Origin of the sequence: uncultured Treponema sp. (assembly GCF_945873775.1) — a bacterium.
Lineage (GTDB): Bacteria > Spirochaetota > Spirochaetia > Treponematales > Treponemataceae > Treponema_D.
The window spans coordinates 1-22,957 of the sequence record NZ_CAMCEC010000010.1 but is presented as its reverse complement, the minus strand read 5'-3'; the positions used below and the strand labels follow the sequence as shown (position 1 = coordinate 22,957).

Below are 22,957 nucleotides of genomic sequence, written 5' to 3'. Positions count from 1 at the left end.
AAACCTCTATTTTTTTAGGAAATAAATTATGTCGCCTGTCATGGCAAATATAAAAAGAAGAGCTATAAAAAAAATTCCGACAAACTGAATGTAATATAAAATTTTCGGATTCATTTTTTTACGAGCGAAAAATTCTATGAGCGCAAAAAGAATCAAGCCACCGTCCAAAACTGGAATTGGAAGCAGGTTTGTTAAAAAAAGTGAAATGCTAATGAGCGCAAGAAATTCCAGTGTTGAAACTACGCCTTCTTTGAATCCCGCTGCAAATCCGTGCTTTACGGTTGTTCCCAAAATTGAAGTTATTCTTACCGGTCCTGAAACAGCATTTGTAAGATTGACGCCTTTGAATAAAATTTTTATGCTTTTTCCAGTTAATGCGATAATTTTTGCGCTTTGTGTGAATCCTTCTTTGCATGCGCCGAAAAATCCGTGCTTTGGATATTCGTGCGCAACAACTGATTCTGGATCTGAAACAATTCCGAGTTTTCCAGCTCCAGTTTCTTTGTCTAGTTCTGTTTTCACATCAAAGAAAAGAATTTCACTTTCGCGTTCAACTTCAATTTTTATGTTTTCATCTGGATGCGTTGAAATAAATGATGCGATTTCGCTGAAGTCATTTACTGCAGTTCCGTTCAGGCTTAAAATTTTGTCTCCGGTTTTCATTCCGGCATTGTGGGCAGGAGATGAAAGTTCAGGATAGATTTCGTCCGCCATGGAAACTTTTGTGCCTGCGCTGTAGTATGTGTAGCCGATAATGGCGATTGTAAAAAATGCAAGAAATCCAAACAGAAAATTCGCAAATGGACCTGCAAACGCTATTGCGAGCCTTTTTAAAGGATGAATGCCGTAAAACGAATCTTTTTCGCCTTGAATTTCCTTGAGATTTTTTTCCATTGCATCTTGGAAATCCTTTTCACCTTTCATTGCGCAGTATCCGCCCAAAGGAATAAGTGAAATTCTGTAGTCAGTTTCTTTCCAAGTGTGATGAATTAAAACCGGTCCCATTCCAATTGAAAAGGCTTCAACTTTTACTCCGAAAATTCTTGCGGCTATAAAATGCCCTAGTTCATGGAAAAATACAAGAAAACCAAGTCCTAGAATTCCCAAGAGAAATGTCAATGAATTCCTCCTGCCAGCAAAGAAAGCTGATGTTCTGCTTCAAGGCGGACTTTTTGGTCAATGCTTAAAATCTGTTCAATTGAAGCCGGCTGCGTGTTCCAGTCAAGCTCAAGTGTATTGATTACAATTTTTGCAATATCAGTGAATCCGCATTTTTTTTCAAGAAAAGCCTGAACTGCAATTTCGTTTGCTGCGTTGAATGCAATTGTGTAGCCAGCACCTTTTTTTGCGCAACTGAACGCTGTCTTTAAAAGTGGAAACGAGTCAAATCGTGGTGCGGAAAATGTCATCTCTTTGCAAGAGGCAAGGTCAAATTTTTCAAGGTAATTTTCTGAAATTTCCGGCCAGACTAAAGCCCCGAATATTGGATGGCGCATATCGGGATTTGAAATTTGCGCATACAGCATTCCGTCTTTTGTCCTTACAAGCGAATGAATCAGACTTTGCGGATGAACAACTACGCTTACTTTTTCAGGCGGAACGTCAAAAAGCCTGCACGCTTCAATAACTTCAAGGCCTTTGTTTGCAAGAGTTGCGCTGTCGATTGTAATTTTGGGTCCCATTGACCAAGTCGGATGCTTTAATGCGTCTTCAATTGAAACTGTCTTTAGCTCTTCATCTGAAAGATTTCTAAACGGTCCGCCACTTGCGGTTATTATTATTTCGCTTATATTTTTCGAGCCTATTTTCTGCACTAAGTTGAATATTGCCGAGTGCTCGCTGTCTACTGGAATTATTCTTGCTCCGTTTTTTAGGGCAGTTTCCTTTACAAGATTCCACGCCATTACAACTGTTTCTTTGTTTGCAAGTGCCAAGTCGATTCCATTTTCCAAAACAAGAGCTGAAGGTTTGAGCCCGGCAGCTCCAGCTATTCCGTTTACTGCAATATCGGCTTTGCTTTCTTTTATGAGTTTTTCAAGACCTTCGATTCCATCTTTTGAAAAAACAGTTCCTTTGCAGTTGAATTCGCGGCATAATTCTTTTACTTTTTCTTCATTTTTTCCAGCTGAAATTCCGCATACTTCAAAACTGCCGCTCATTTTGCGTGCAATGTCAAGAGTCTGGCTTCCGATTGATCCGGTGCAGCCTAAAACAAGAATTCTTTTTTTCATCAGTTGAATGGTCCGAATAAAATTGAAACTAAAAGATAGAAAATAGGAGCGGAAACAACGATGGAGTCAATTGAATCCAAAATTCCTCCGCGCCCAGGAATTATTTTGCCGGAATCTTTTATTCCAGATGAGCGTTTTAATACAGATTCTGTCAAGTCGCCGACAATTGAAGAAAGAGCCATGCAAAGTCCTGTAAAGACAATCTTAAGAATTGAGCCTGAAAAAATTTGCGGCCACAAGTAATAGCCTAAAATTCCAGCTCCTACAGAACCGATGAATCCGCCGATGAATCCGATGCAGCTTTTGTTTGGACTTGCTTTTACAATTCCGCGGTTGCTTTTTCCGAATAAAACGCCCAAAAACCATGCTATGCTGTCGCACATAAAAACCATCAGGATAAAGACGCAAACAACTGGAACTGTTATATTTTTTCCGTCAAGAGTCCAAGTTGTCATTCTTGAAATAAATGTAAGCAAAAATCCTGTGTATGTTATTATAAAAATAGAGGAGGCGAGCCGCGCGTTTGACTCTTCAAATTCTTTTGATGAAAAAACTTCGACCGTAAATGAAATTAAAATTGTTACGATATATGCGAATGTTATAATTTCCTGTCCGGAATAAAAACTGATTCCCAAAGACGGCAAAATAGCATAAAGAGCCGCCACAATAGGAATGAAAATGCTTTCCGCTATAATAAGTTTCTTATTCAAAAGCTTGTATTTTGCAGAAAAAATATCATAAAGTTCTGATGCTCCTAATGCGGAAATTACACAAACCAAAATATGAAGCAAAATGTGATTGCAAAAGGGCGCAACTATAAAGGCTATGACAATAGGAATTCCTATAAAAAAAATCAACAAACGGGAAGCAACTTTATTCATACTGGAACAGCTCCAAATCTTCTAGTTCTTTTTTGAAACTCTCCTATGTCCTTAAAAAATTCTTCCTTATAATAATCAGGCCAAAGCGTATCTGAAAAAAGCAGCTCCGCATAAGCTGAATGCCACATCAGAAAATTGCTCAGTCTTTTTTCTCCGCCAGTTCTTATAAGCAAATCTACATCAGGAAGTTCTGGAACATCAAAGCTTCTTGAAATAGATTCTTCTGAAATATCAGATTCAGTTTTTCCTTCCGCAATGAGTTTTTTTACGCCACGGATAATTTCGTCCCGTCCGCCATAGTTTATTGCAAGGCAAATTGTAAGTCCTGTAAGATTTTCTGTGTCCTTTTCGATTGTATCAATATCTTTTTTTACATTTTCCGGCAACCTTGACTTATCGCCGAGCATACGGACTCTAACATTGTTGTATTTGCAAAAATCGAATTCCTTTAAAAGATAGGAATGTATTAGATTCATCAAAAATCCAACTTCTTGCTCTGTGCGTTTCCAGTTTTCTGTTGAAAAAACGTAAAATGTAAGAAATTTTAAGCCAATGTCAGAAGCCGCTTTTGCAATTTCCTTTGCTCTTTTTAAGCCTTCTGTGTGGCCGTTGGTTCTGAGTAGATTTCGTTTTTTTGCCCAGCGACCATTGCCGTCCATAATTATTCCTACATGAACCGGCAATGCGTCTTTATTGAATGAATCAGACATGGAATTTATTCCATTATTTCCTTTTCTTTGGCTTCGTAAATTCCGTTGATTTCTTCAATATATTTATCAGTGAGCTTCTGAAGTTTTTCAGTTTCTGTCTTGAGCTGATCTTCTGTAAGTTCGCCTGCTTTCTGCTGCTTTTTCAAATCTTCGTTTCCGTCGCGGCGGATATTTCTGATTGTTGTGCGGTAATTTTCAGCTGTAGCTTTTGCCTGTTTTACAAGTTCTTTTCTTCTGTCTGCTGTAAGAGGCGGAATTGCAATGCGGATTACTTTTCCGTCATTGTTTGGGTTTAGTCCAAGCTCTGCTTTCTGAATTGCTTTTTCAATGTCGCCCATGATTGACTTGTCAAAAGGAGAAATTACAATTGTGCGGGCTTCTGGAATTGAAATGTTTCCAACTTGATTCAGCGGAGTAGGTGTTCCATAATAGTCAACACGTACTTTGTCAAAAATTGCTGCGCTGGCTCTTCCTGTTCTGATTGATTTGTATTCTTCTTTCAGTGAATTGACCGTTTTTTCCATTCGGCTTTCGTTGTCTGCCATAATTTCTCCAAATAATTAAGTCTGTAGTTTTTTAATTCATTAAAAAGAACTACGGCAAGCACTTTGCTTTGAAAATGCCTGCCGCAATATTTTATTTTCCTAAGAGCAAAAGATTTATGCTGGCAAATTCAAGAGTTGCGCCCACTGATTTTCCAACTTCATCAAGTTTTGCTTTTACAGACTTTTTGTCGTCTTTTACAAACATCTGGTCAACAAAGCAGATTTCAGCAAGGTGCTTGTTGATTTTGCCCTGAAGAATTCCGTCCTTTACATTCTGTGGTTTTGAAGCCATTTTTGGATCGTCTTCCATCTGTTTTGCAAAAATTTCTTTCTGCTCATTGATGTATTCAGTTGGAACATCTTCTGGTTTGTTGTAAGCAGGAGTAAATGCAGCAAGGTGCATACAGCAGTCGCGTGCAAATTCCTTTACTTTGTCGTCTGTAGAACCTTTGATAACTGTAACTGCGGCTGTCTTGAAGTCAGAGTGGATGTAAATTCCTGCAACTGAGTTTTCAGGAACATCGATAACCTGAATCTTTGACAAAGACATATTTTCGCGTGTGCGTGTTGCAAAGTCCAAAAGAACATCAGAAAGCTCTTTGTTGATTTCTGTGTATCCCTTTGCAAAAATTTCATCAAGAATTTTTTCACCGCAAGCAATGAATTCCGCGTTCTTTGCAACAAAGTCAGTTTCACATACAAGCTCAACGACAGCAACTTTGTTTCCGTTCTGGCGGATAAAAATGCGTCCTTCAGAAGTTGCACGTTCTGCGCGCTTTGCAACTGCGGCAAGTCCTTTTTCTTTCAAGAGTTTTACTGCTGCGTCAAAGTCTCCGTTTGTATCAACAAGAGCTTTTTTGCAGTCCATCATTCCTGCGCCTGTTGTTTCGCGCAAGTCTTTTACCATAGCGGCTGTAATATCTGCCATTTTCTACTCCGAGATATTTTTATTTTGTGTAGTTGTCCTCGTCCAAAAGCTCGCTTTCTCTTTTGTCAGCTTCTGTGTCTTCTTCTTTTGGCTCTGTAGGAGTGTAGTTTGAATAGTCAACAATTTCTTCATCTTCTTTCTTGGTTGTTGCATCTGTTGTGATGTCGTCTTCGTCTCCAAGAGTGTCGATGATTTTAAGTCCCTGCTCATTGTCTGCTTCGATTACAGCATTTGCAATAATAGAAGTAAAGAGGCTGATAGCGCGGATTGCGTCATCATTGCCAGGAATAGGGTAGTTGATTCCTTCTGGATTGCAGTTTGTATCAACAATAGCAATGATAGGAATTCCCATGCGGCGTGCTTCTGCAACAGCAATCTGCTCTTTGTGTGTGTCAATGATAAATACTGCGCCAGGAAGCTCCTTCATGTCTTTCATTCCGCCGTAGTTCTTTGTAAGAGTTTCTTTCTCTTTCATGTATGCGGCGACTTCTTTCTTTGTGAGCTTATCGAAAGTTCCGTCAACTTCCATTTTTTCGATTTTCTTAAGACGGAGAAGTGATTTCTTGATTGTCGTAAAGTTTGTAAGTGTTCCACCAAGCCAGCGGTTGTTTACATAATACATTCCGCAGCGTTCTGCTTCTTTTGCAATAGCCTGCTGAGCCTGTTTTTTTGTTCCTACGAAAAGAACCGATTTTCCTGATGATGCAACTTTGCGTACAACATCGTAGCTATCTTTGATTGCAGTGATTGTTTTCTGCAAATCGATAATGTGGATTCCGTTGCGTTCTGCGAAGATGTACTTCTTCATACGTGGATCCCAGCGTTTTACTTGATGTCCGAAATGAACTCCAGACTCAAGAAGACTTTTCATGGTTACAACTGCCATGATTAACTCCTTCACCGGAAAATTTTTCTTAATGCTGAAAATTTTCCACCGGCTTTGTTTCTCGTAGCTGATTTATCAGCCCGGATGATTTCGTAACAGATTTTCTTTGGGAAAAAATGTCCGGCAAAATCGTTTATCAAACTGTAAACTTATAATTTTGCTCTTTAAGCATATCATATAGCTCAAAAATAGGCAAGCCCATAACAGAGCTTTCAGTTCCTTCGATTTTCTTTATAAAGCAAGAAGCTTTTCCCTGAATTCTATATGCGCCCGCGGCTCCGTGCCATTCGCTTGTTTCAAGATAGGATTCAATTTCGGCTTCTGACATTGCGGCAAAAGTTACTTTGTTTACGCTTGTTCTTGTGGTCATGTAGTGGGCGGTTCCATTAAAAAGCGCGATTCCTGTGATTACTTTGTGAGTTGTTCCTTGCAATGAATTTAGGAATTCTCTTGCCTCATCCTGATTTTTTGGCTTTCCGAAGATTTTATTTTTGTGGAGAATTATTGTGTCCGCTGCCAAAATCCATCCGATTTCATTTTCCGCCGGAATTTTTCTTGCAACCGCATCGATTTTTCTTGCTGCTAAAAATTCTGCGGCTTCCTCTGGCTTTATGTCATCAGGAATTGTTTCGTCAATATCCGCAGGATTTACAATAAACGGAATGTTTAGGAATTTTAAAATCTCTTGCCGCCTAGGAGAAGATGATGCTAATATTATTGGTTCCATAATGTTTTTTCAGTTGACATTTTAAAAGCAAAAATATAATCTATTCTTGCTTTTCGGGAGATTAGCTCAACTGGATAGAGCGTCGGCCTCCGGAGCCGAAGGTTGTGGGTTCGAATCCCGTATCTCTCAGTCATTTTTTAGAAATAAAATTCTTTCCAAAGTCAAAACTGATTGTGTAGAAAAATCCGAATATAAAATCAAGAGTTTTTGTGGCAAAGCGACTGTGGTCTAATGTTCAGCCGCTTATGTAAAATTTGCAGGCGAATGAAACGCCCGCAGTTTTTTATTTTCCCTCTTTATTATTGTTTGAATTATTGCTTGCCTGAATGGACTTTAAAAGCTGAAATGCCTTTTCTCTTACAGGTCTTACATATTTATAGTTTGTTCCAATTGAAGAAATGGACTGAATCATTCCATTTTTATTCTGAACTGTAGGAGCAAGCTTTTCGTAAGCGTTAAGAACTTCGAGCGCAAGCGAACTTGTAGGATTGAGCGCGGCATATTTTTTATGCACAAATTCAATCATGTTTACAACATCGTCATCGTCATTCATTCCGATATTTCCCAATGAGCGGATTGCAGCTGTAACAACCATAGGCTCTTTGTCTTCTGTAGCAATTGAAACAAGCATATTCTTTGATTCAACTGTAGGAATTTCTCCAAGAAGATCGCAGGCTTTTGCACGAATGTCCGGGAAGTTGTTCATTACGCGGCCGTTTGTACGCGACTGGGTTTTTATTCCTTCACCTGCAAGGCGGGAAAGGGCTGCTGTCATGTCTGGAGAAGTTCTTCCTGATCCAACAGCTTCCTCCAAGTATTGCAATGCTACATTCTTATTGTCATATTCATCGGAAGCGGCAAGTTCTCCAATTATTACATCTTGTACGCTGCTTAAGTATTCATCTTCTACAGTCGTTTCGTTTCTTGAAGTCTGGTCTTTTTCATTTTGCTGTTCCTGTGCAAAAACTGCCTGGCAAATAAAAATACAACAGGCGCCTGCAATCAGCTTTGATACTTTCATAACTATTCCTCCTTATGGAATCTTTTCAAGTTTAGAATATATTTCGCAAAAAAGCAAGAAAAATGTAGCTTAGTCCGCGTTCTTTGGAAGCACAAGTTTCCATTGGTCGTTGACTTTGTGAAAGTTATAGTAGACAACATCTGTATTGTCCTGAACTTGAACTGCTTTTACGAGGGATTTTGTTTCGTAGCGGATTTCGTCAACTGTGTGCCCGGCTCTTGCTGGAATAAAGACAAATTTGAAATAGTCTTCGATTGTATTCAGCCTTAGGCCTTTTTTAGGAAGCCTGTTCGCCGCTTTCTGAAGATTCTGCCTTTTTGACCAATAGTTCAGGCTGTCTGCGTCAAGGTATGAAATCCAGCCGCGGTAGTCCAGGTTTTTCATATAAGTATCAAGATCTTTGATTATACTGAGAATTCTTGACTTGTCTTCGTTGAAAACTTCCTTTGAAACTGAAACAGCTGTTGTTGATCTTGTGTATTCATCGTCTACTTTTTCAACAACTACAGGCTCTTCTTCAATTTCCTGAACTGGAGCTGGCTCTGGTTCTTCTATTACTACTGGTTTTGCTGGCTGCTCTTCTATCTGCGGAGCTTTTTCTACAGGTGCGGAGGCGCAGGATAAAAATGCAAATACTGAAATTAAGCTTAGTTTTGTAAAGAATTTTTCCATGGGAGCAATTTTAATATCTTTGTCTTGTTTGGTCAATTAAAAGTATTGTTAAAAAAAGGCGCTTGCATTGCTGCAGGCACCTTTTTGCGCAGGAAGTTAGAATTTCCAGCAGATTCCTACTGTAGGAACAAATTTAAAAGCTCCTTTGTAGTCATACTTTTCATCGCTGTCAAAAATTTTTGTTCCATTTTCTTTTAGCGTCTTTTCTGCTTGTATTTTTGCTGGGAACATATAGTTTGCGCATACTGATGCGAAAAGTGAAAAATGCTTTGCTGGAGTGTAAACGAATGTTGCGTTTGCTCCAAGAACAGAGGCTGTATGTGTCAAGCTGTATTCACTTTCAGTTTTAGAATAAGATGAATAACTTGTTTTGTCGCGGTAGAGCACAGTTACATCTGCTCCAAGAACACCGTAAACTCCGAGGAACATTTTGTCTGTGCAGATTGGCGCGTATCCAGCTCCAACAAGAAAAAGTCCGTTCAAGCCTTTCAGTTCGTCATCATCATCTCCAACTTTGAGGTTTGAATTTGAATAATTGATGTCAAGAATGGCGCGCATAGAAAATCCGCTTTCGTGTGTTCCTGCGTAGTCAAGTGAAAGTCCTGTCTGGTTCTTGAATTTGATGTCAAAGTCCATGCTGCTGTCGTCTGATTTTACAGTTGTCGAAGTTGGAATTCTCCAACCAAATCCTGCGTAGTTTGTCCAAGTTTTTGCTGAAACTGAAAAGCACAATGCGAGCGCGGCAAAAAGTGTTGTAATTTTTTTCATAAAAGAAATCTCCTAATAAATATAACAGTTTTTATTTATAAGATATGTTATGTATCATAAATGTAATTTTATTGCAAGCCACATTTGCGAAAAAAATTTCAGTATTTTATTGATTTTGTTTTCATTGTTAAAAATCATGAAATCTGCTAAAATATCTGCATGACTACAGCTGTTTTTCCGGGTTCCTTTGATCCTCCGACTTACGGACATTTGAATATAATAGAAAGAGCGAGCCGCCTTTTTGATAAGATTGATGTTTTGATTTCTGTAAATCCTGACAAAAAATGTCTTTTTTCTGACAAGGAACGCTACGACTTGCTTATAAAGCTTACTGAAAACTACAAAAATGTTACTGTTCATATATGGAATACACTTGTTGCCGACTACTGCAGAAAATCTGGCGCAAATGTGCTGATTAGGGGAGTGCGGAATGCCATGGACTTTTCGCATGAGTTTGATCTTTCCCTTATGAACAAGCACCTGAACAGCGATGTTGAAACTCTTTTGATTCCGACTGCGCAGAAATATTTTCTTGTGCGCTCAAGCAGCATAAAGGAAGTTGCCCGTTTTGGCGGCGACATAAGCACAATGGTTCCAAAACTTGTTGAAATCGAGATGAGAAAGAAGTTTTTTGAGCAGAATTCTGTTTCAAAATAACAAAAATCGTCAAAATGTCATAAAAAGATGATGAAATTCATTGACAAATGTTTCATAATGCAAGTATAATTCTTGACAAGAAATAGGAATCTGTAGTAATATCAAAAACCGTTATACAGACGACTAAAAATTATAGCGAGGATATATTATGGCAGTACCTAGATCGAAAACTTCAAAAGCTGTAACCAAGAGAAGACGTGGCGTTAATATGCATCTTGACACACCGAATCTTGTAGCATGCGGAAACTGCGGAAACTTGGTTCTTCCGCACCACGTATGCAAGAAATGCGGTTTCTACAAGGGCCGTCAGGTTCTTACTCCAGAAGTTAATGGCTAAATCAGGAGACTAAAATGGACGAATTGTTTGTAAAGATTCAGAAGCTTATCGCTGAAAAACTCGGAATTGATGAGTCAAAAGTTACAATGGATGCATCTTTCCGTGGCGACCTTGGAGCAGACAGCCTTGACACTTATGAGCTTGTTTATGCTATTGAAGAGGAAATGGGTGTTTCTATTCCTGATGACAAGGCTAATGAATTTGAAACTGTAAAAGATGCTTACGACTACATCAAGTCTCAGCAGCAGTAATTTCTGATTTTCAGTTTTAGCGAGGCACAGTCTGATGGCTGTGCTTTTTTTGTTTATTTGCTGTTTGCCAAAATGTAAAATCGGTGGATTCAAGCCTTTGAATTTGGTTTGTTTTGTTTCGGTGTTTTTTTTTAATTTTGTTCGGATTATAAAATGGGTTTTAAAGGTCTTTTTTATCCAGAAAAAAGTTTGACAAGAGAAAGAAAAAAGGAGCTTGATGAATTTTGCAGGCATTTAAAGCTTCATTTTAAAAATTATTCTTTGCTGGATTTGGCGTTTCATCACAGATCTTATTCAAACGAAAATACTTCCTATAAGAGATATAACAATGAGCGTCTTGAATTTCTTGGGGACAGCGTGCTTGGACTTGCGACTGCTGCATTTTTGTATAATGATATGTCGCAGAACAAAGAAGGCGATCTTGCAAAAATAAAAGCGAATGTTGTAAGCGAGCAGTCTCTTGCGCCGATTGCTGTTGAAAAAATGCACATTGACAAATATCTTGTGCTTGGAAAAGGCGAGGAGCTTTCTGGCGGAAGAACAAAAAAGGCTATTCTGGCAGATGCTGTTGAGGCTGTTATAGGTGCTTTGTATATTGATTCTGGATATGAAAGCGCGGAGAGGCTTGTTCTTGAACTGATTATTCCTGAAATAAGAAAAGTTCAAAGCGATCACGGAAGCAAGGATTATAAAACTTTGCTTCAGGAATTTTATCAGAAAAAAACAAACGCTTGTCCTTCTTATTCGCTTGTAAAGACAACAGGACCAGACCATGACAGAATTTTTTATGTTTCTGTAAAACTCGGAGATGCTGTTTATGGACCTGCTAGCGGAAAAAATAAAAAGTCGGCGGAGCAGGCTGCGGCTGGCGTTGCTTGCAAAGCTCTTGGAATTGAGTAAAATTCTAAGCAGAATATTTTTCGCTGAATAGTTTTTTTGCAAGGCTGATTAGCTTTTCTTTGTCGTTCATTTCTGGAGAGTCAGTTACAGTTTCAAAAAGCTCGTTTAGAATTTTTCCCATTATTTTTCCGCTTGGAATTCCTTCCGCCATTAAATCTTTTCCGTTCACTTTTAAATCTTTCAGGCTTAGCGCAGAATTTTCGTTCAAAAGTTTTTCAATCCGCTTTTTCAATTCAACAAGAAGATTCCAGGACGGACTGTTTTGCTGAAGCGGAACTCTGTGCATTCCGTAAATGTCCGCAAGCCGCAAAAGAAAAATGTCATCAAGATTTTCCGCGCCAACTCTTATTATAAATCTGCGCACTGCCGAATCTGTCCAGCTGCTTTCATAGTGAAACATGTGTTCTTTTACAAGGTGGCTTACTTTTTTTATTTCATCATTTGAAAATTTTAGGGAAGCCATTGACGCTTTTGCTTTTTCCGCTGAAATCTGCTCATGTCCGTGAAAATGAATTCTTTCTTTGCCGTTGACTGTTTCGATTGTTTTGGATTCAGGTTTTCCTATGTCGTGATAAAAAGCTGCAAGACGGACTGTAAGATTTTCTTTTGGGCAGCCATCGCAGGCGTATAAAATATGATCTGCAACATCAAATTCATGGAATCCTCGTTCGTCCTGCTGGAGACAATTTCTGCAAACAGAAAACTGCGGAATAAATATTTTTAGAATTCCTGTCTGTTCCAGTAGTTTAAGCCCAACGCTAGGTTTTTCTGTCTGAAGGATTTTGCAGAATTCGTCGCGGAATCTTTCTGTGGAAATGCCTTCAACTTTTTTTAGAATTTCTTTTTGCGAGATTGCGTCAAATGTTTTTTCTTCAATTTCAAATCCGAGCTGCCCAGAAAATCTTATTGCTCTTACAGGCCGAAGTCCGTCTTCTGAAAATCTCTCTAATGGATTTCCGACTGTCCTGATTATTTTGCCTTGAATGTCTTTTTGTCCGTTAAATGGATCTGTGATTTTTCCTGTTGAAAGCTCTGCGGCAATTGCATTCATTGTAAAGTCGCGCCGTGAAAGATCTTCTTCGATTGTGTCTGCGTATTTGACTTTGTCAGGATGCCGTCCGTCTGAATATTCTGTTTCTGTTCTGAAAGTTGTTGTTTCAAGTTCAAGTCCAAAAATGTGAATTGTTACAGTTCCATGCGCAATTCCAGTCGGTATTACATTTCTGAAAATTTTCATTACCTGCTCTGGAGTCGCATTTGTCGCAATGTCGTAGTCGTGGCAGGCTTTTCCCATCAGCATATCACGGACAGCTCCGCCAACAAGATATGACTTGAATCCGTTGTCTGAAAAAATTTTGCTGACTTTGATTAGTTTCTCTGGAATTTTTACACTTTTTGATGAAAACATGGTAACATACAATATCAAATTTTGAACGGAATTTCTATCTATGAACATTTTTATTTTTACCGGGGGAGAAGCTCCGTCTCCAGAAACCTCGCAGCCTTTTTTTGAAAGATGCAAGCCTGACTATGTTATTGCCGCTGATTCTGGACTTGAAACTTTTGATTTGTACGCGGAGTTTTTGGGTGAAGATTTTGCGCCGGATTTGATTCTTGGCGACATGGACAGCTTGAAAAATTTTTCTTTGCTTGAAAAATATAAAACTGCAACGCGGGAGCTTTTTCCAAGCGACAAGGATTTTACAGATACTGAGCTTGCGCTTTTTACTGCAAGGAAAATTTGCAAAACTGCAACGGTTGTTCTTGTTGGCGGAAACGGCGGCTGCCTGGATCATCTTATTTCAATTTATGATTCCTTTTCTGAAGATTTTCATGCTGACGTTTGGCTTTGTGTGAATCAGGCTGTTTATTTTCTTGCTGAAAAAAAATCTGCGGAAGTTTTTAATTTGCAGATTGAAGACAGAATTTCAGTTTCGCGCCTTACCAATAATTTTGACAATTCTTTTATTGAAGCAGAAGGATTTGAATGGAACTGCTTTAGAAAAAAAGGAATGGCAAGCGTTTCAAATAGAATTTCAAAAGAAAATTTTTTGCATAAAAATCCGGCGAAACTTTTTGCTTCAAAAGGCGCTTTTTTGATTTTTGCTCCGTATCATTGCGAAGTAAAAATTTAAATTCCTTTTGCCATGATTGAAATTGTTCTTGCAAGAAAAAAAATCCCCGCGGAAAAAACGCACGAAAGAATATATACAAAAAAATAAATCCAGTATGATTTTCTTTTGGATATGAAAAATAAAATAATGCTTTGAAGAATTCCGGCTGCGGAAAAAACAAAAAGGCCTAAAATAGTTGCTGAACATGAAGTCAAGATAAAATTCAGCGTGCTGTCAAGAAAATCTTGGTAAGAGCCGCTAACATAAAGAACTATAAGAAAAACGGAAAACAGAAATAAAAAAAGAGAAGTGCGTCCTGTGAGTTTAAAGAGAAAAGAGCGGTTGATTTTTTTTAATCTGTTTAAGGAATCCATTTTCTGTGAATTTGCTTTAAAATATTTATATAAAGCAGTATAATAGAAAAAGCATAATTTATCGAGTGGGGCAAAATGAAAGTAAAGAAGTTTTTTGCTAATTTTATAGTTTTGTTGATTTTTTCAGCGGTAGTTTTTTTTATTGGATGGATTCAATTTTATGTGCGCCCTGGAACTTGCGCTATAATGAAATCAAAAACAGGCGGATTGTATCATTCTGCTGTCGTTCCCGGAGTTTTCACTTGGAGATGGGAGCGGCTTCTTCCAACAAATGTTTCGCTGGAAATTTTTGACCTTGCAGTTTACAAAACAAATCAGTCTGTTTCTGGAGAACTTCCGAGCGCGGCATTTTATAGTTCACGTTTTTCTGATAAAAAAGTTGACTTTTCATACAATGTTGAAATTTCAGTTTCGATGAGCCTTTCTCCTGAAGGAATTTACAAGCTGGTTTCTGAAAATAAAATAACTTCAAATGAAGATTTAAAAGGATTTTACGATGCGAAGGCAAAACTTGCGGCTTCACTTGTTGCGGAATATCTTGTTTCATCTTCTTCCATGGTAAAACCTTCCGCATTAAGCCAAAAAGAAATTCAAGAGGTAATTGAAAAAAAGGCTTCTGAGTTTGATGGAATTTTAATTTCTTCAGTCGAGCTTCTTGATTCAAAAATTCCAGATGTTGAGCTTTACAATCTTGCGAAGGCGAACTATGCGTCTTATCTTGATCTTTTGAATTCTAAAATGGCGAAAAAGGCTGAATCGCAGGCGGAATTTTTTGTTGAGCAGGACAGAACTTTGGCGCAGCTTGAAAAACTTGGAGCGATGCTTCAGAAATTTCCGCAACTTGAGGAAATGTTTAAAACTGGAGATGCTGCCCAGATTATAAATGCTGTAAAATCAATGCGCTAAAAAAAATTTGAGGATAAAAATGGAAAAAAGAATTTTTGGAATTCGCGGAGCTGTCTGCGCAGAAAATACTCCGGAGTCAATAAAAGAAAATGTCGGTGAAATGTGCCGCTTGATTTTTAAAGAAAATAATTTGCAGCCTGATGATATTATTTCTGTTCATTTTACAATGACGCAGGATTTGCACTGCATGAATGCCGCCGCTGCTCTTAGAAAAAGCGAGGTTGGAATTGACACATCTTTGCTTGCGCTTTTTGTTTCTCAGGAAGCTTCTATAGATGGAATGTTGCCTCAAGTTGTAAGAGTTCTAGTTACAGCTTATCTTCCTGCTGAAAAAAAGCCTGTTCATGTTTACATTAATGGCGCAGAAAAACTTCGGCCTGATTTTTCAAAAGGAAAATAAATTGAACATTTGGCTTGTTTCAAGAGAATATGCAGGAATTGCGGAGGCGGGCGGTGTAAAAAATGTTGCCTGTTCTTTGGCTGAAAGCCTTTTGCATTTAGGACACAAAATTTGTGTTTTTATTCCGCTTTATGGCTGCACCGATTTGTCCCGTGTTGAAAATTTTTCTGAAACTTGGCGGGATTCTGTTTCTTTTGACATAAACGGAATTTCTACTGAAGTTTTTTTCTCGCGCGGAATTTTCAATGGCGTTGAAATAATTTTTATCCGGCACAATTCTTTCTCTGAAAAAAAAGCTGTTTACACTTACACTTTTGATGAGCAAAAGCAAAATCCTGAACATCGGCAGGGAGAAGGTCATGTTGATAAAGGTTTTCTGAATATGCTTTTTCAAAAGTCTGTTGTGTACTATTCAAAAAATTGCCTTAATGATGAAATTCCAAACATTGTGCATTGCCAAGATGCTCCTGCAGCAATGATTCCAGTTTTTGCGCGTTTTATGCCTAATGTAAGCGATTTTTTTTCAAAAACAAAATTTGTTGTGACAATTCATAATGCCGGTCCTGGGTATCATCATGAATTTAAAAATATTGAAGAAGCCGAGCGTTTTTCAGGACTTCCCCAAAAAATTCTTGAAAAAGGAAAAAATGGTTCGTGCATAGAGCCTTTTCTTTTGGCTTCGGAAAATGCCTGCCTTACTACGGTTTCTCCAGAGTATGCGGATGAAATTATTTCTGGCAAAACTGATACAGCTGGGCTTTCAGAAGGATTTAAGAAAAAAGAAATTGAGCTGATTGGAATTACAAACGGAATTGATTTTTCAAAGTATGAGCCTTCTGATAAAAAAAAGTCGCTTCTGCCTTTTGAGTTTGATCCTTTAAAAAATGACTTGGAAGGAAAATATAAATGTCGAGATTTCTTTTTGGAAAAATTCGCTTCAAAGAAAAGCCTTGATTCCAAAAATTTTGCGGATGGAACTTTGCAGTTTGGCTTTATTGATTCCGCTGAAAAAAAATCTGATTTTACTTACATTGCATATCACGGGAGGGTTGTTCATCAAAAGGGAATTGAAGTTATGCTTGATTCCGCCGAAAAAATGTTCAGTTCGGATTTACCTGTAAGATTTATTTTTGCAGGACAAGGTTCTGTTGAGCTTGAAAATTCTTTGATTCGTTTTACTGAAAAATGGCGCGGAAAATGTGTCTATATAAAAGGATACAACAAATCCATTGCCCGGCTTGCAGTTGCCGCTGTTGATTTTTCATTGCATCCAAGTTATTTTGAGCCGTGCGGACTTGAAGATTTCATTGCGCAGACGTTTGGAACTTTGCCTGTTGCCCATGCTACTGGCGGACTTTGTAAAATTGTGGATGATGAAACTGGCTGGCTTTATTTTCCCAATACTTCTGAATCCTTGCAAACTGAACTTGCGTCCTTGGTGAATATAATGCGTTATGCTGGGCGCGATATTTTTAAGGGCATGATTTCTTACGCTTCAAGATATATTCATGAAAAATATTCTTGGAACAAAGTTGCGCTGATTTATGAAGAGCTTTATAAAAAACTTCTTGCTAGCTGATTTTTTTTGAATAGATGTCTGACCAAAAAATGCAAATTTTCTGGCCAGCCTTTTTTATGAATTTTACTATTCTATAACTGACAAATCAGAAACTGAAAGAAGCACAGGAATATTATTTGAATTTGTAACAACAATTCCTTTTCCTGTAATTGTAATCGGAGTGCTTTCTGAAATGTTTACCGCGCTTTTCTGAATCAAGTTGAGGGATTTGTCATAGCGGCCAAGAACCCAGCCAGATTTATCCTGAATTACACAGTAAAAATTGCTTCCGTTGTTTACAAGAACTGAATGCTCAGAAACATTTTCTTCTGATTCCTTTTGAATCTCCATTTTGAATGCGTCAATCAGGCAAAGTTTTATAGCGCCTTTTCCTGAATTTTCACCGCAAATAGCCATGTAGAATGTTGAGTCTCCGGAAGTTTTCGGGAATGAGGCCCCTGTCGCAACTCCGACAACTGCATCCTGAACTGCGATTATTGTTCTTCCGCGGATAACTTTTACCGGCGATTCTTTTACGACTTTTCCAGTTTTTGAGTTTACTTTTACAAGTGTGCTTAAGTAATCCGCTTCTTTTACAACTTTCAAACCAATTACAGTGCCGTCTTCAAGCTGTTTAAGTTCTGATTCAAGAATTTCCTGCTGATCTTTTGCAATTTCCATTCTTTCGTTTTGAGCTTCATCAAGTTTTTTGTCGGCTTTCTGCTGCTGCTCTTCAGCTTTTTTTGCAGATTCATCGGCTTTCTGCTGTTGCTGCTGAGTTTTCTGCTGTTCCTGTTCAGCATTTGATTTTGCCTGGTCAGCTTCTTTTTGAGCGTTTTCAGCTTTTTGCTCAGCTTGTTTTGCTTCATCCTGCTTTGCTTTGTTCTGCGGATCTGCGGCTGCTTCTTTCTGGGCGTTTTCAGCATCTTTTTTTGCTTTGTCTGCTTCGTTTTGTTTTGCCTGCGCTGTTTTTTCAGCTTGAGCCTGATTTTTTTTCTGCTCGTCTAAAGCCTGCTTGTCTTGAGCCGCTTCTTTTGCAGCTTCCTGAGCTTTGGTTTCTGCGTTTTCAGCTTCGCGCTCTTTTATATCAACCATATTTTTGCGCTCGTCAACGCCTTTGTCATCGTCTTCCTTCATGGATTCTACGACTTTTTTGTCGCTGATAACAGAAGTGTCTACAGAAGAAAGTCCGCCTTCTGCATATTCTCCAAGCGGAATTACAATCTGCGAATTTCCTGGCCATTCGTTCCATTTTATTGAAAGTCCGCATTTTTGCGCTGTGAGATTGTTGATTACAATGTTTTTGTATTTTGATTTGAATGTGTCGAGCTGATTTCTATAAACTGCATTGTATACAGTAACAAATGTTGCGACCGTTGAAGCGTCCTGCTGCGAATATCCGTAAGCCGCGCTCAAATAAGATGCAATGATTCTTCGCAAGTTTCTGATGTGGTCAACTGTTGCATTCGGATTTATAAGGATAATATCTGCGTCAAGTTTTCCTTGTTCGGAAGGATCAACTGCATGAATAACTGTATATTTTCCATTTGCGCCGAATGTTCCGCTTGATTGAGTTCCTGCGTTTTTAAGCTGATTTCCAAGTCCTGCTCCAATTGAATTTATAGCGGCTGCTGTTTCAATTACAGAATGAGGACCTTCGTAGTTTTCAAAGACAATTGTGCTTGCGTCTCCTGCGCTTCTAAGTTCCCTTTCGTTTACATTTTGCGCCGAAACGAAAAATACTGAGCCTGCCGCAAAAATCAGCGAGGCTAAAAACTTTCTGTTCATATTTCCTCCAGACTAAAATATTTTATCATGGTTTCTTAAAAAATTCTACGAAAATACATTTAAAGTTAAAGCTGGGCTTCAATAATTTTATCGAGAGTTTTTAGAGCGTAATCTTTTGTTTCTTTGTCATACTGCGGATAAAGCATATATTTTAAAATTTCCTGGCCTTTTCTGAAAAATGAAGGCCGTCCCATAAAACGGCAGATTTCGTATGTTGAGTCAGCGATTTCCTGCAAAAGCTTCTTGTCGTTTTTGCTTGTTTTTGTTTTTAAAATAATTTCAATAGAAGAAAGAAGTTCTCCTTGCGGATCGAAAGAACTTTTTCCGGCGGCTCTTACAAGGCAAAGCAATAGTGAAGGGTCGCTTGTTTTCTTTAGAAGTGAAGAAATTTTTCCAAAGTAAATTCCGCTTTCGCTTTCCAGTTCTATGAGTTCTTGGCAGTAATCAATGTTTCGCTTGAAATAAGGCTTTTCGTTGTAAAAAAGATTTTCTGTTTTTGTCCAGTCTTCGTAAAGAGAATCAAGTTCGCTTTGAATTAAGGAATTCCAGTTTTCTTCTTCCGTCCCGAAATTTCCTTGTGAAAATTTTTCTTTCATTTGAAATGCAAGATTTTCATTTATTGCGCGCCCTGAAAAATCATTTGACTTTATTCCGGAATACTTATAGCTGTATGGTGAAACTTTTTTTTCTATAAATGAATCTTGCGATTTTGAAAAATTCAGCCTGGTTTGAAATGCTTCTAAAGCCCAGTTGCTCATGCAGAAAACAAGGTAGCCGGAATCTGAAGCAAAAACGAAATTCCATTTTTTCTGCGGACTGAATTTTGCTTTCCATGAAATTGTTCCATCTTCCTTGTAGCAAGCTCCGTTACGCGCGCCGCAAATTACAAGGCCTTGAGACGTGTGCTCATAATAGAAAAAATTTTGCACTTCATTTTTAAATTCTGAAATTTTTCCGCCATTTTTTTCATTTAAATAGTAAACTGAGTCTCTGTATATTGCCGCTATTTTTCCTGAAATTTCTGAAAGTTTTGCCGAACCAGAATCTTTTTTTAGAAAAGTCCATTTTGAGAAAGCTCCATTTTCGTTTACAGAGCAAAGTCCTATGCTTCCGTCTGAAAATGCGAGCGCAACGCCTTCTTTGCATGAAACTGCCTGCAAAACTTGGCCTGCAAAAATAATTTCTTCTTTTTCTATTCCGAATGGGGAAATCCTTTTTGCAATTGATTTTCCATCGTGAGTTCTTGAAAGAAATGCTAAAATTGTGCCGTCATTTAGCGCTACAAGCGGAATTGAAATATTTTGCTCTTCGGTTTCAATCTGCCACCTTTTTACGCCTTTTAATCCGTAGCAAGAAATTCCGTTTATTCCGCGGATAAAAATTCTTCCGTCTTTTCCGCACAAGGGTGCTTCTTCTATGCTGAAATCCGATTTTTGTGTCCACAAGACAAGTCCTGAAGAATTCATCATAAAAAGAGTGGAATCTGTTGTTGCTCCGTAAATTAAATCCGCCGGACCTTCTGTAACAAATGGCTTTAGTCTTCCAGGAGCTGCTCTTTGCCATAATAATTTTCCAAGTTTTGAAAAGCCCAAAATCTGTTTTCCGTCTCCTGCGGCAATGTAACCGTAGCTTGTTTTTATAGGTTGGCACAATATGTTTCCGCCAAGCACAGACACAAAAGAAGGATTTTCAGTTGTTAAATCAATTTCCTGCGATGTAAAAGAATTTTGCGCAGATAAGAACATTATTTTTGCTATAAAAAATATTATGATGTATATTCTTTTAGACAGTTTTCTCATTTTTCAAAATATCCAAGGCTTTCAATATGTCCAGTTTGCGGATAAAAATCCAAAAGAAACAGTTTTTCTAATCTGTACCCGGAATTTATAAGAGCTTTTGCATCCCTCGCGTGTGTTGAAGGATCGCACGAAAGGCTTCTTATCTGAGGAATTTTAGAATCTTGAAGCCATTTTTGCACGGATTTTTCCATTCCGCTTCTTGGAGGGTCTATTACAATTGCATCAAAATTTCCGCATTCCTTTATACAGGTTTCAGCATGATATTTTACCCAGACATCTCCGCTTACGCCAAAACTTTTGTGTTTTTTTTCTGCGAGATTTTGCTCGGCATAAACAACTGCGCTTTTATTGTGTTCTACCAAAACAATATTTTCAAAACTGTCTGCAAGAAAAACAGAAAATGTGCCAGCCCCGGAATACATATCAAGCACGTTTTTTCCAGAAATTCCACCCGTTATAAGAGGTATTGACTTTTCTAGCACTTCAAGGTTGGACTGAAAAAATCCCAGAGCATCAAAAGTTATGCTTTTGTCAAGAATTTTTACTGTGCAGGCGCTTCTTGATTCTGAAAATGTTCCTTCGTACCGTGCTTTTGCCTTTTTTTGTTTTTTTCCGTTATTTTTTATTGGAATTTGCTTTTTCTCTGATTGTTCTGCAACCACGATTTTGTCGAATCCGTCGGGAATTGAAGCTATGTTTTTGCTTCCGAAAATATGAATTCTTCCTTTTGGACGCTCTGTGAATGGAATTTCCTTTAAATATTTATTTACTTCTTCTGTGGCGCAAGGACACTGGTCAATTGGAATAATTTCATTGCTTCTTTTTCCCATTAATCCGCCGTCGTGCAGCTGAAACCTTGCTCTGTAACCTTTGTCTGTACCTGAGACAATCTGGATCTGCGGAACTTCAATTCCTTCGCGGAAAAAAGCGTCTTTTAAAGTTTGAACTCTTAGCTGCCTTTGAAATTCTGGCTCTATGTGCTGAAGGTTGCATCCTCCGCATTTTCCGTAGTAAGGACAAAAGGGGACAGTTCTGTATCTGGATTTTTCTATTATATTTAGATTTTTCGCAACACTGTAGTCTTTAAAGTCTTTTTCAATTTCAATTTCGACTTTTTCGCCGGGAATTGTATATGGGATAAAAATTTTCTTTTCGCTGTTTTCCGCTATGCAATCTCCGCCAAAGACCATTTTTCCTGCGATTACTTCCATTGACATTCCAAAATTATATCTCAAAAAAACATAGTTTACAATGGTTGCATTTTAGTTCTTTTGGGCAATGGTTTTTACAATAAATTCTCTTTTTAATTTATGAGGCGCGGAATTTTAAAATTTCAGTTTAAGTTCACTTAAATTTGAGCAAAGAAAATTTACTTTTTTTAGAAGCTCTTCATCTGGCTCTATTCTGTCTGGAACCATGATTGTAAAAAGTCCTGCTGATTTTGCGCTTTTTATTCCGTTTGGGCTGTCTTCTACTGCCGCGCATTTTTCAGGCGGAAGATTTAAGCTTTTGCAGGCAAGTCTGTATATTTCTGGATCCGGCTTTGAATGGGAAACTTGATCTCCTGTTGACAATGACTCAAAAAATGAAAGCAATCCTGCGTTTTCTAGCTGTCTTTTTACGACCAGGCCTCTTGTTGAAGATGCAAGCGCAAGTCTGTAACCTTTGTCTTTTAAATATTCTAGCGTTTGTTTTGCAAAAGGCATAAGCGCAATTCCTTCTGATTTTTCAATTTCCGAGAAAAAAACTGAAGTTTGCTCCATAAATTTTTGAGCCGCAAAATCATCACCAAGAGAAGATTTTAGAATATTGAATGTGTCGTTTTTGTTTGTTCCGATGCATTTTTTGAATAGTTCCATGGATTTTTTATCTTGAATTCCAAATTCTTTTCCTGCTTTTATCCAAGTTTTTTCACATATAGTTTCTGTGTCAAGAAGGATTCCGTCCATGTCAAATACAAATGCTTCTATTTCTTCCATGTCAGAATTATAGGAAAATTTTTATGAAAATTCAATTTGAATATTGACCATAATATGCTGTTTTTATATACTAGTTGAACAATAAAATTATCTTGTGGCGTTAATTTGTTGGATAACGGTAAGGGAATGATACAACACTACTTTTTTAAGTGTATGTAGTGCTGACCGGTCTTTCTTTAATGCCGGGCAAGAACAGGAGTTGTTATGAAAAAGGGAATTCACCCAGACTACAAACTTACAAAAATCACTTGTGTATGTGGCAATGTGATTGAAACTCGCTCAACAGTGTCAGATATTCATGTTGAAATTTGCTCTGCCTGCCATCCATTCTATACTGGAAAGCAGAAACTTGTTGATACAGCAGGACGCATTGACCGCTTTAACAAGCGCTACGGTGTAAAAGCTACAGAAACAAAATAAGTTTGTTCTTTTACATTTTAAAGCAGGCTGCAATAAGCCTGCTTTTTTTCTTTTTATCGGGCTCGTGAGCCCGTGAAAATATGAAGCGAAGCGGAATATTTTCAC

The 22,957-nt window shown here is 38.0% G+C and carries 26 protein-coding genes and 1 tRNA gene; 10 read left to right on the top strand and 17 right to left on the bottom strand.

Features of this window, described 5'->3' with window-relative positions; all coding sequences use genetic code 11:
* Positions 1 to 6: 6 nt before the first annotated feature.
* The 8 genes from Q0N70_RS06665 to Q0N70_RS06630 all read right to left on the bottom strand — a co-directional run bounded on the left by Q0N70_RS06665 (position 7) and on the right by Q0N70_RS06630 (position 6,908).
* A complete protein-coding gene (locus Q0N70_RS06665) occupies positions 7 to 1,119 on the bottom strand; it encodes an RIP metalloprotease (RefSeq protein ID WP_294015172.1) in 1,113 nt (370 codons plus the stop codon).
* Positions 1,116 to 2,231 (bottom strand): 1-deoxy-D-xylulose-5-phosphate reductoisomerase, encoded by a 1,116-nt coding sequence (gene dxr / locus Q0N70_RS06660; protein ID WP_294015169.1) that lies wholly within the window; start codon positions 2,229 to 2,231, stop codon positions 1,116 to 1,118. The genes Q0N70_RS06665 and dxr overlap by 4 nt, the downstream gene beginning before the upstream one ends.
* Complete coding sequence (locus Q0N70_RS06655; protein ID WP_294015167.1) at positions 2,231 to 3,112, bottom strand: phosphatidate cytidylyltransferase; 882 nt, start codon at positions 3,110 to 3,112, stop codon at positions 2,231 to 2,233. Before Q0N70_RS06655 ends, dxr begins: the two co-directional genes overlap by 1 nt.
* On the bottom strand, positions 3,109 to 3,822 hold the full coding sequence (gene uppS / locus Q0N70_RS06650; RefSeq protein ID WP_294015165.1) for a polyprenyl diphosphate synthase: 714 nt from the start codon (positions 3,820 to 3,822) through the stop codon (positions 3,109 to 3,111). The genes Q0N70_RS06655 and uppS overlap by 4 nt, the downstream gene beginning before the upstream one ends.
* 5 nt (positions 3,823 to 3,827) lie before the next feature.
* Positions 3,828 to 4,367, bottom strand: coding sequence for a ribosome recycling factor (gene frr / locus Q0N70_RS06645; protein ID WP_013701401.1), 540 nt, complete (start codon positions 4,365 to 4,367; stop codon positions 3,828 to 3,830).
* A 91-nt stretch (positions 4,368 to 4,458) separates the two neighbouring features.
* A complete protein-coding gene (tsf, locus tag Q0N70_RS06640; RefSeq protein WP_294015163.1) occupies positions 4,459 to 5,295 on the bottom strand; it encodes a translation elongation factor Ts in 837 nt (278 codons plus the stop codon).
* Between the two features lie 19 nt (positions 5,296 to 5,314).
* Positions 5,315 to 6,181 (bottom strand): 30S ribosomal protein S2, encoded by an 867-nt coding sequence (gene rpsB / locus Q0N70_RS06635; RefSeq protein WP_294015162.1) that lies wholly within the window; start codon positions 6,179 to 6,181, stop codon positions 5,315 to 5,317.
* A 136-nt stretch (positions 6,182 to 6,317) separates the two neighbouring features.
* Positions 6,318 to 6,908: a nucleoside triphosphate pyrophosphatase gene (locus Q0N70_RS06630; protein ID WP_294015160.1), complete on the bottom strand. Its 591-nt coding sequence runs from the start codon at positions 6,906 to 6,908 to the stop codon at positions 6,318 to 6,320.
* Positions 6,909 to 6,963: 55 nt separating this feature from the next.
* On the opposite strand from Q0N70_RS06630, the gene Q0N70_RS06625 reads away from it, so the two are divergent.
* A tRNA-Arg gene (locus Q0N70_RS06625) sits at positions 6,964 to 7,037 on the top strand.
* A 154-nt stretch (positions 7,038 to 7,191) separates the two neighbouring features.
* Here Q0N70_RS06625 and Q0N70_RS06620 read toward each other — a convergent pair.
* The 3 genes from Q0N70_RS06620 to Q0N70_RS06610 all read right to left on the bottom strand — a co-directional run bounded on the left by Q0N70_RS06620 (position 7,192) and on the right by Q0N70_RS06610 (position 9,369).
* Positions 7,192 to 7,929 (bottom strand): HEAT repeat domain-containing protein, encoded by a 738-nt coding sequence (locus Q0N70_RS06620; RefSeq protein WP_294015158.1) that lies wholly within the window; start codon positions 7,927 to 7,929, stop codon positions 7,192 to 7,194.
* Between the two features lie 69 nt (positions 7,930 to 7,998).
* Positions 7,999 to 8,601 (bottom strand): hypothetical protein, encoded by a 603-nt coding sequence (locus tag Q0N70_RS06615; RefSeq protein WP_294015156.1) that lies wholly within the window; start codon positions 8,599 to 8,601, stop codon positions 7,999 to 8,001.
* Between the two features lie 96 nt (positions 8,602 to 8,697).
* A complete protein-coding gene (locus tag Q0N70_RS06610; protein WP_294015154.1) occupies positions 8,698 to 9,369 on the bottom strand; it encodes a hypothetical protein in 672 nt (223 codons plus the stop codon).
* 159 nt (positions 9,370 to 9,528) lie between these two features.
* Here Q0N70_RS06610 and coaD point away from each other — a divergent pair, with 159 nt between their 5' ends.
* The 4 genes from coaD to rnc all read left to right on the top strand — a co-directional run bounded on the left by coaD (position 9,529) and on the right by rnc (position 11,514).
* Entirely contained in the window at positions 9,529 to 10,026 is a 498-nt protein-coding gene (coaD, locus tag Q0N70_RS06605; protein WP_273352761.1) for a pantetheine-phosphate adenylyltransferase, read from the top strand.
* 148 nt (positions 10,027 to 10,174) lie between these two features.
* Positions 10,175 to 10,363, top strand: coding sequence for a 50S ribosomal protein L32 (gene rpmF, locus Q0N70_RS06600; protein ID WP_013701408.1), 189 nt, complete (start codon positions 10,175 to 10,177; stop codon positions 10,361 to 10,363).
* A gap of 14 nt (positions 10,364 to 10,377) precedes the next feature.
* The gene (gene acpP, locus Q0N70_RS06595) at positions 10,378 to 10,614 is read left to right on the top strand and encodes an acyl carrier protein (RefSeq protein ID WP_013701409.1); all 237 of its coding nucleotides are present in this window, start codon (positions 10,378 to 10,380) and stop codon (positions 10,612 to 10,614) included.
* A 153-nt stretch (positions 10,615 to 10,767) separates the two neighbouring features.
* Complete coding sequence (gene rnc, locus Q0N70_RS06590) at positions 10,768 to 11,514, top strand: ribonuclease III (RefSeq protein ID WP_294015147.1); 747 nt, start codon at positions 10,768 to 10,770, stop codon at positions 11,512 to 11,514.
* Positions 11,515 to 11,518: 4 nt separating this feature from the next.
* Here rnc and Q0N70_RS06585 read toward each other — a convergent pair whose 3' ends face one another.
* On the bottom strand, positions 11,519 to 12,922 hold the full coding sequence (locus Q0N70_RS06585) for an HD domain-containing protein (RefSeq protein ID WP_294015145.1): 1,404 nt from the start codon (positions 12,920 to 12,922) through the stop codon (positions 11,519 to 11,521).
* A 40-nt stretch (positions 12,923 to 12,962) separates the two neighbouring features.
* Here Q0N70_RS06585 and Q0N70_RS06580 point away from each other — a divergent pair, with 40 nt between their 5' ends.
* Positions 12,963 to 13,649: a hypothetical protein gene (locus Q0N70_RS06580; RefSeq protein WP_294015143.1), complete on the top strand. Its 687-nt coding sequence runs from the start codon at positions 12,963 to 12,965 to the stop codon at positions 13,647 to 13,649.
* On the opposite strand, the gene Q0N70_RS06575 is transcribed toward Q0N70_RS06580, so the two are convergent.
* Positions 13,646 to 14,002 (bottom strand): hypothetical protein, encoded by a 357-nt coding sequence (locus Q0N70_RS06575; RefSeq protein WP_294015141.1) that lies wholly within the window; start codon positions 14,000 to 14,002, stop codon positions 13,646 to 13,648. The genes Q0N70_RS06580 and Q0N70_RS06575 overlap by 4 nt on opposite strands.
* A gap of 75 nt (positions 14,003 to 14,077) precedes the next feature.
* Between Q0N70_RS06575 and Q0N70_RS06570 the strand changes: the two genes are divergently transcribed.
* The 3 genes from Q0N70_RS06570 to Q0N70_RS06560 are packed head-to-tail and all read left to right on the top strand — an operon-like array spanning position 14,078 to position 16,887.
* Complete coding sequence (locus tag Q0N70_RS06570; RefSeq protein WP_294015139.1) at positions 14,078 to 14,908, top strand: hypothetical protein; 831 nt, start codon at positions 14,078 to 14,080, stop codon at positions 14,906 to 14,908.
* Between the two features lie 19 nt (positions 14,909 to 14,927).
* Positions 14,928 to 15,308: a chorismate mutase gene (gene aroH / locus Q0N70_RS06565; protein ID WP_294015137.1), complete on the top strand. Its 381-nt coding sequence runs from the start codon at positions 14,928 to 14,930 to the stop codon at positions 15,306 to 15,308.
* Between the two features lies 1 nt (position 15,309).
* On the top strand, positions 15,310 to 16,887 hold the full coding sequence (locus Q0N70_RS06560; RefSeq protein ID WP_294015134.1) for a glycogen synthase: 1,578 nt from the start codon (positions 15,310 to 15,312) through the stop codon (positions 16,885 to 16,887).
* A 66-nt stretch (positions 16,888 to 16,953) separates the two neighbouring features.
* Here the strand turns inward: Q0N70_RS06560 and Q0N70_RS06555 are convergent, their stop codons facing one another.
* The 4 genes from Q0N70_RS06555 to Q0N70_RS06540 form a co-directional block, all read right to left on the bottom strand.
* On the bottom strand, positions 16,954 to 18,654 hold the full coding sequence (locus tag Q0N70_RS06555) for a P83/100 family protein (protein WP_294015132.1): 1,701 nt from the start codon (positions 18,652 to 18,654) through the stop codon (positions 16,954 to 16,956).
* A gap of 65 nt (positions 18,655 to 18,719) precedes the next feature.
* The gene (locus tag Q0N70_RS06550; protein WP_294015130.1) at positions 18,720 to 20,453 is read right to left on the bottom strand and encodes a hypothetical protein; all 1,734 of its coding nucleotides are present in this window, start codon (positions 20,451 to 20,453) and stop codon (positions 18,720 to 18,722) included.
* Positions 20,450 to 21,670, bottom strand: coding sequence for a methyltransferase (locus Q0N70_RS06545; RefSeq protein ID WP_294015128.1), 1,221 nt, complete (start codon positions 21,668 to 21,670; stop codon positions 20,450 to 20,452). The genes Q0N70_RS06550 and Q0N70_RS06545 overlap by 4 nt, the downstream gene beginning before the upstream one ends.
* 108 nt (positions 21,671 to 21,778) lie before the next feature.
* Positions 21,779 to 22,432, bottom strand: a complete 654-nt coding sequence (locus Q0N70_RS06540) for an HAD family phosphatase (protein WP_294015126.1) — start codon at positions 22,430 to 22,432, stop codon at positions 21,779 to 21,781.
* A gap of 204 nt (positions 22,433 to 22,636) precedes the next feature.
* Between Q0N70_RS06540 and rpmE the strand changes: the two genes are divergently transcribed.
* Positions 22,637 to 22,852 carry a 50S ribosomal protein L31 gene (rpmE, locus tag Q0N70_RS06535; RefSeq protein ID WP_013701421.1) on the top strand — a complete coding sequence of 72 codons (216 nt, stop codon included), beginning with the start codon at positions 22,637 to 22,639 and terminating at the stop codon, positions 22,850 to 22,852.
* The last annotated feature ends 105 nt before the right edge of the window (positions 22,853 to 22,957 follow it).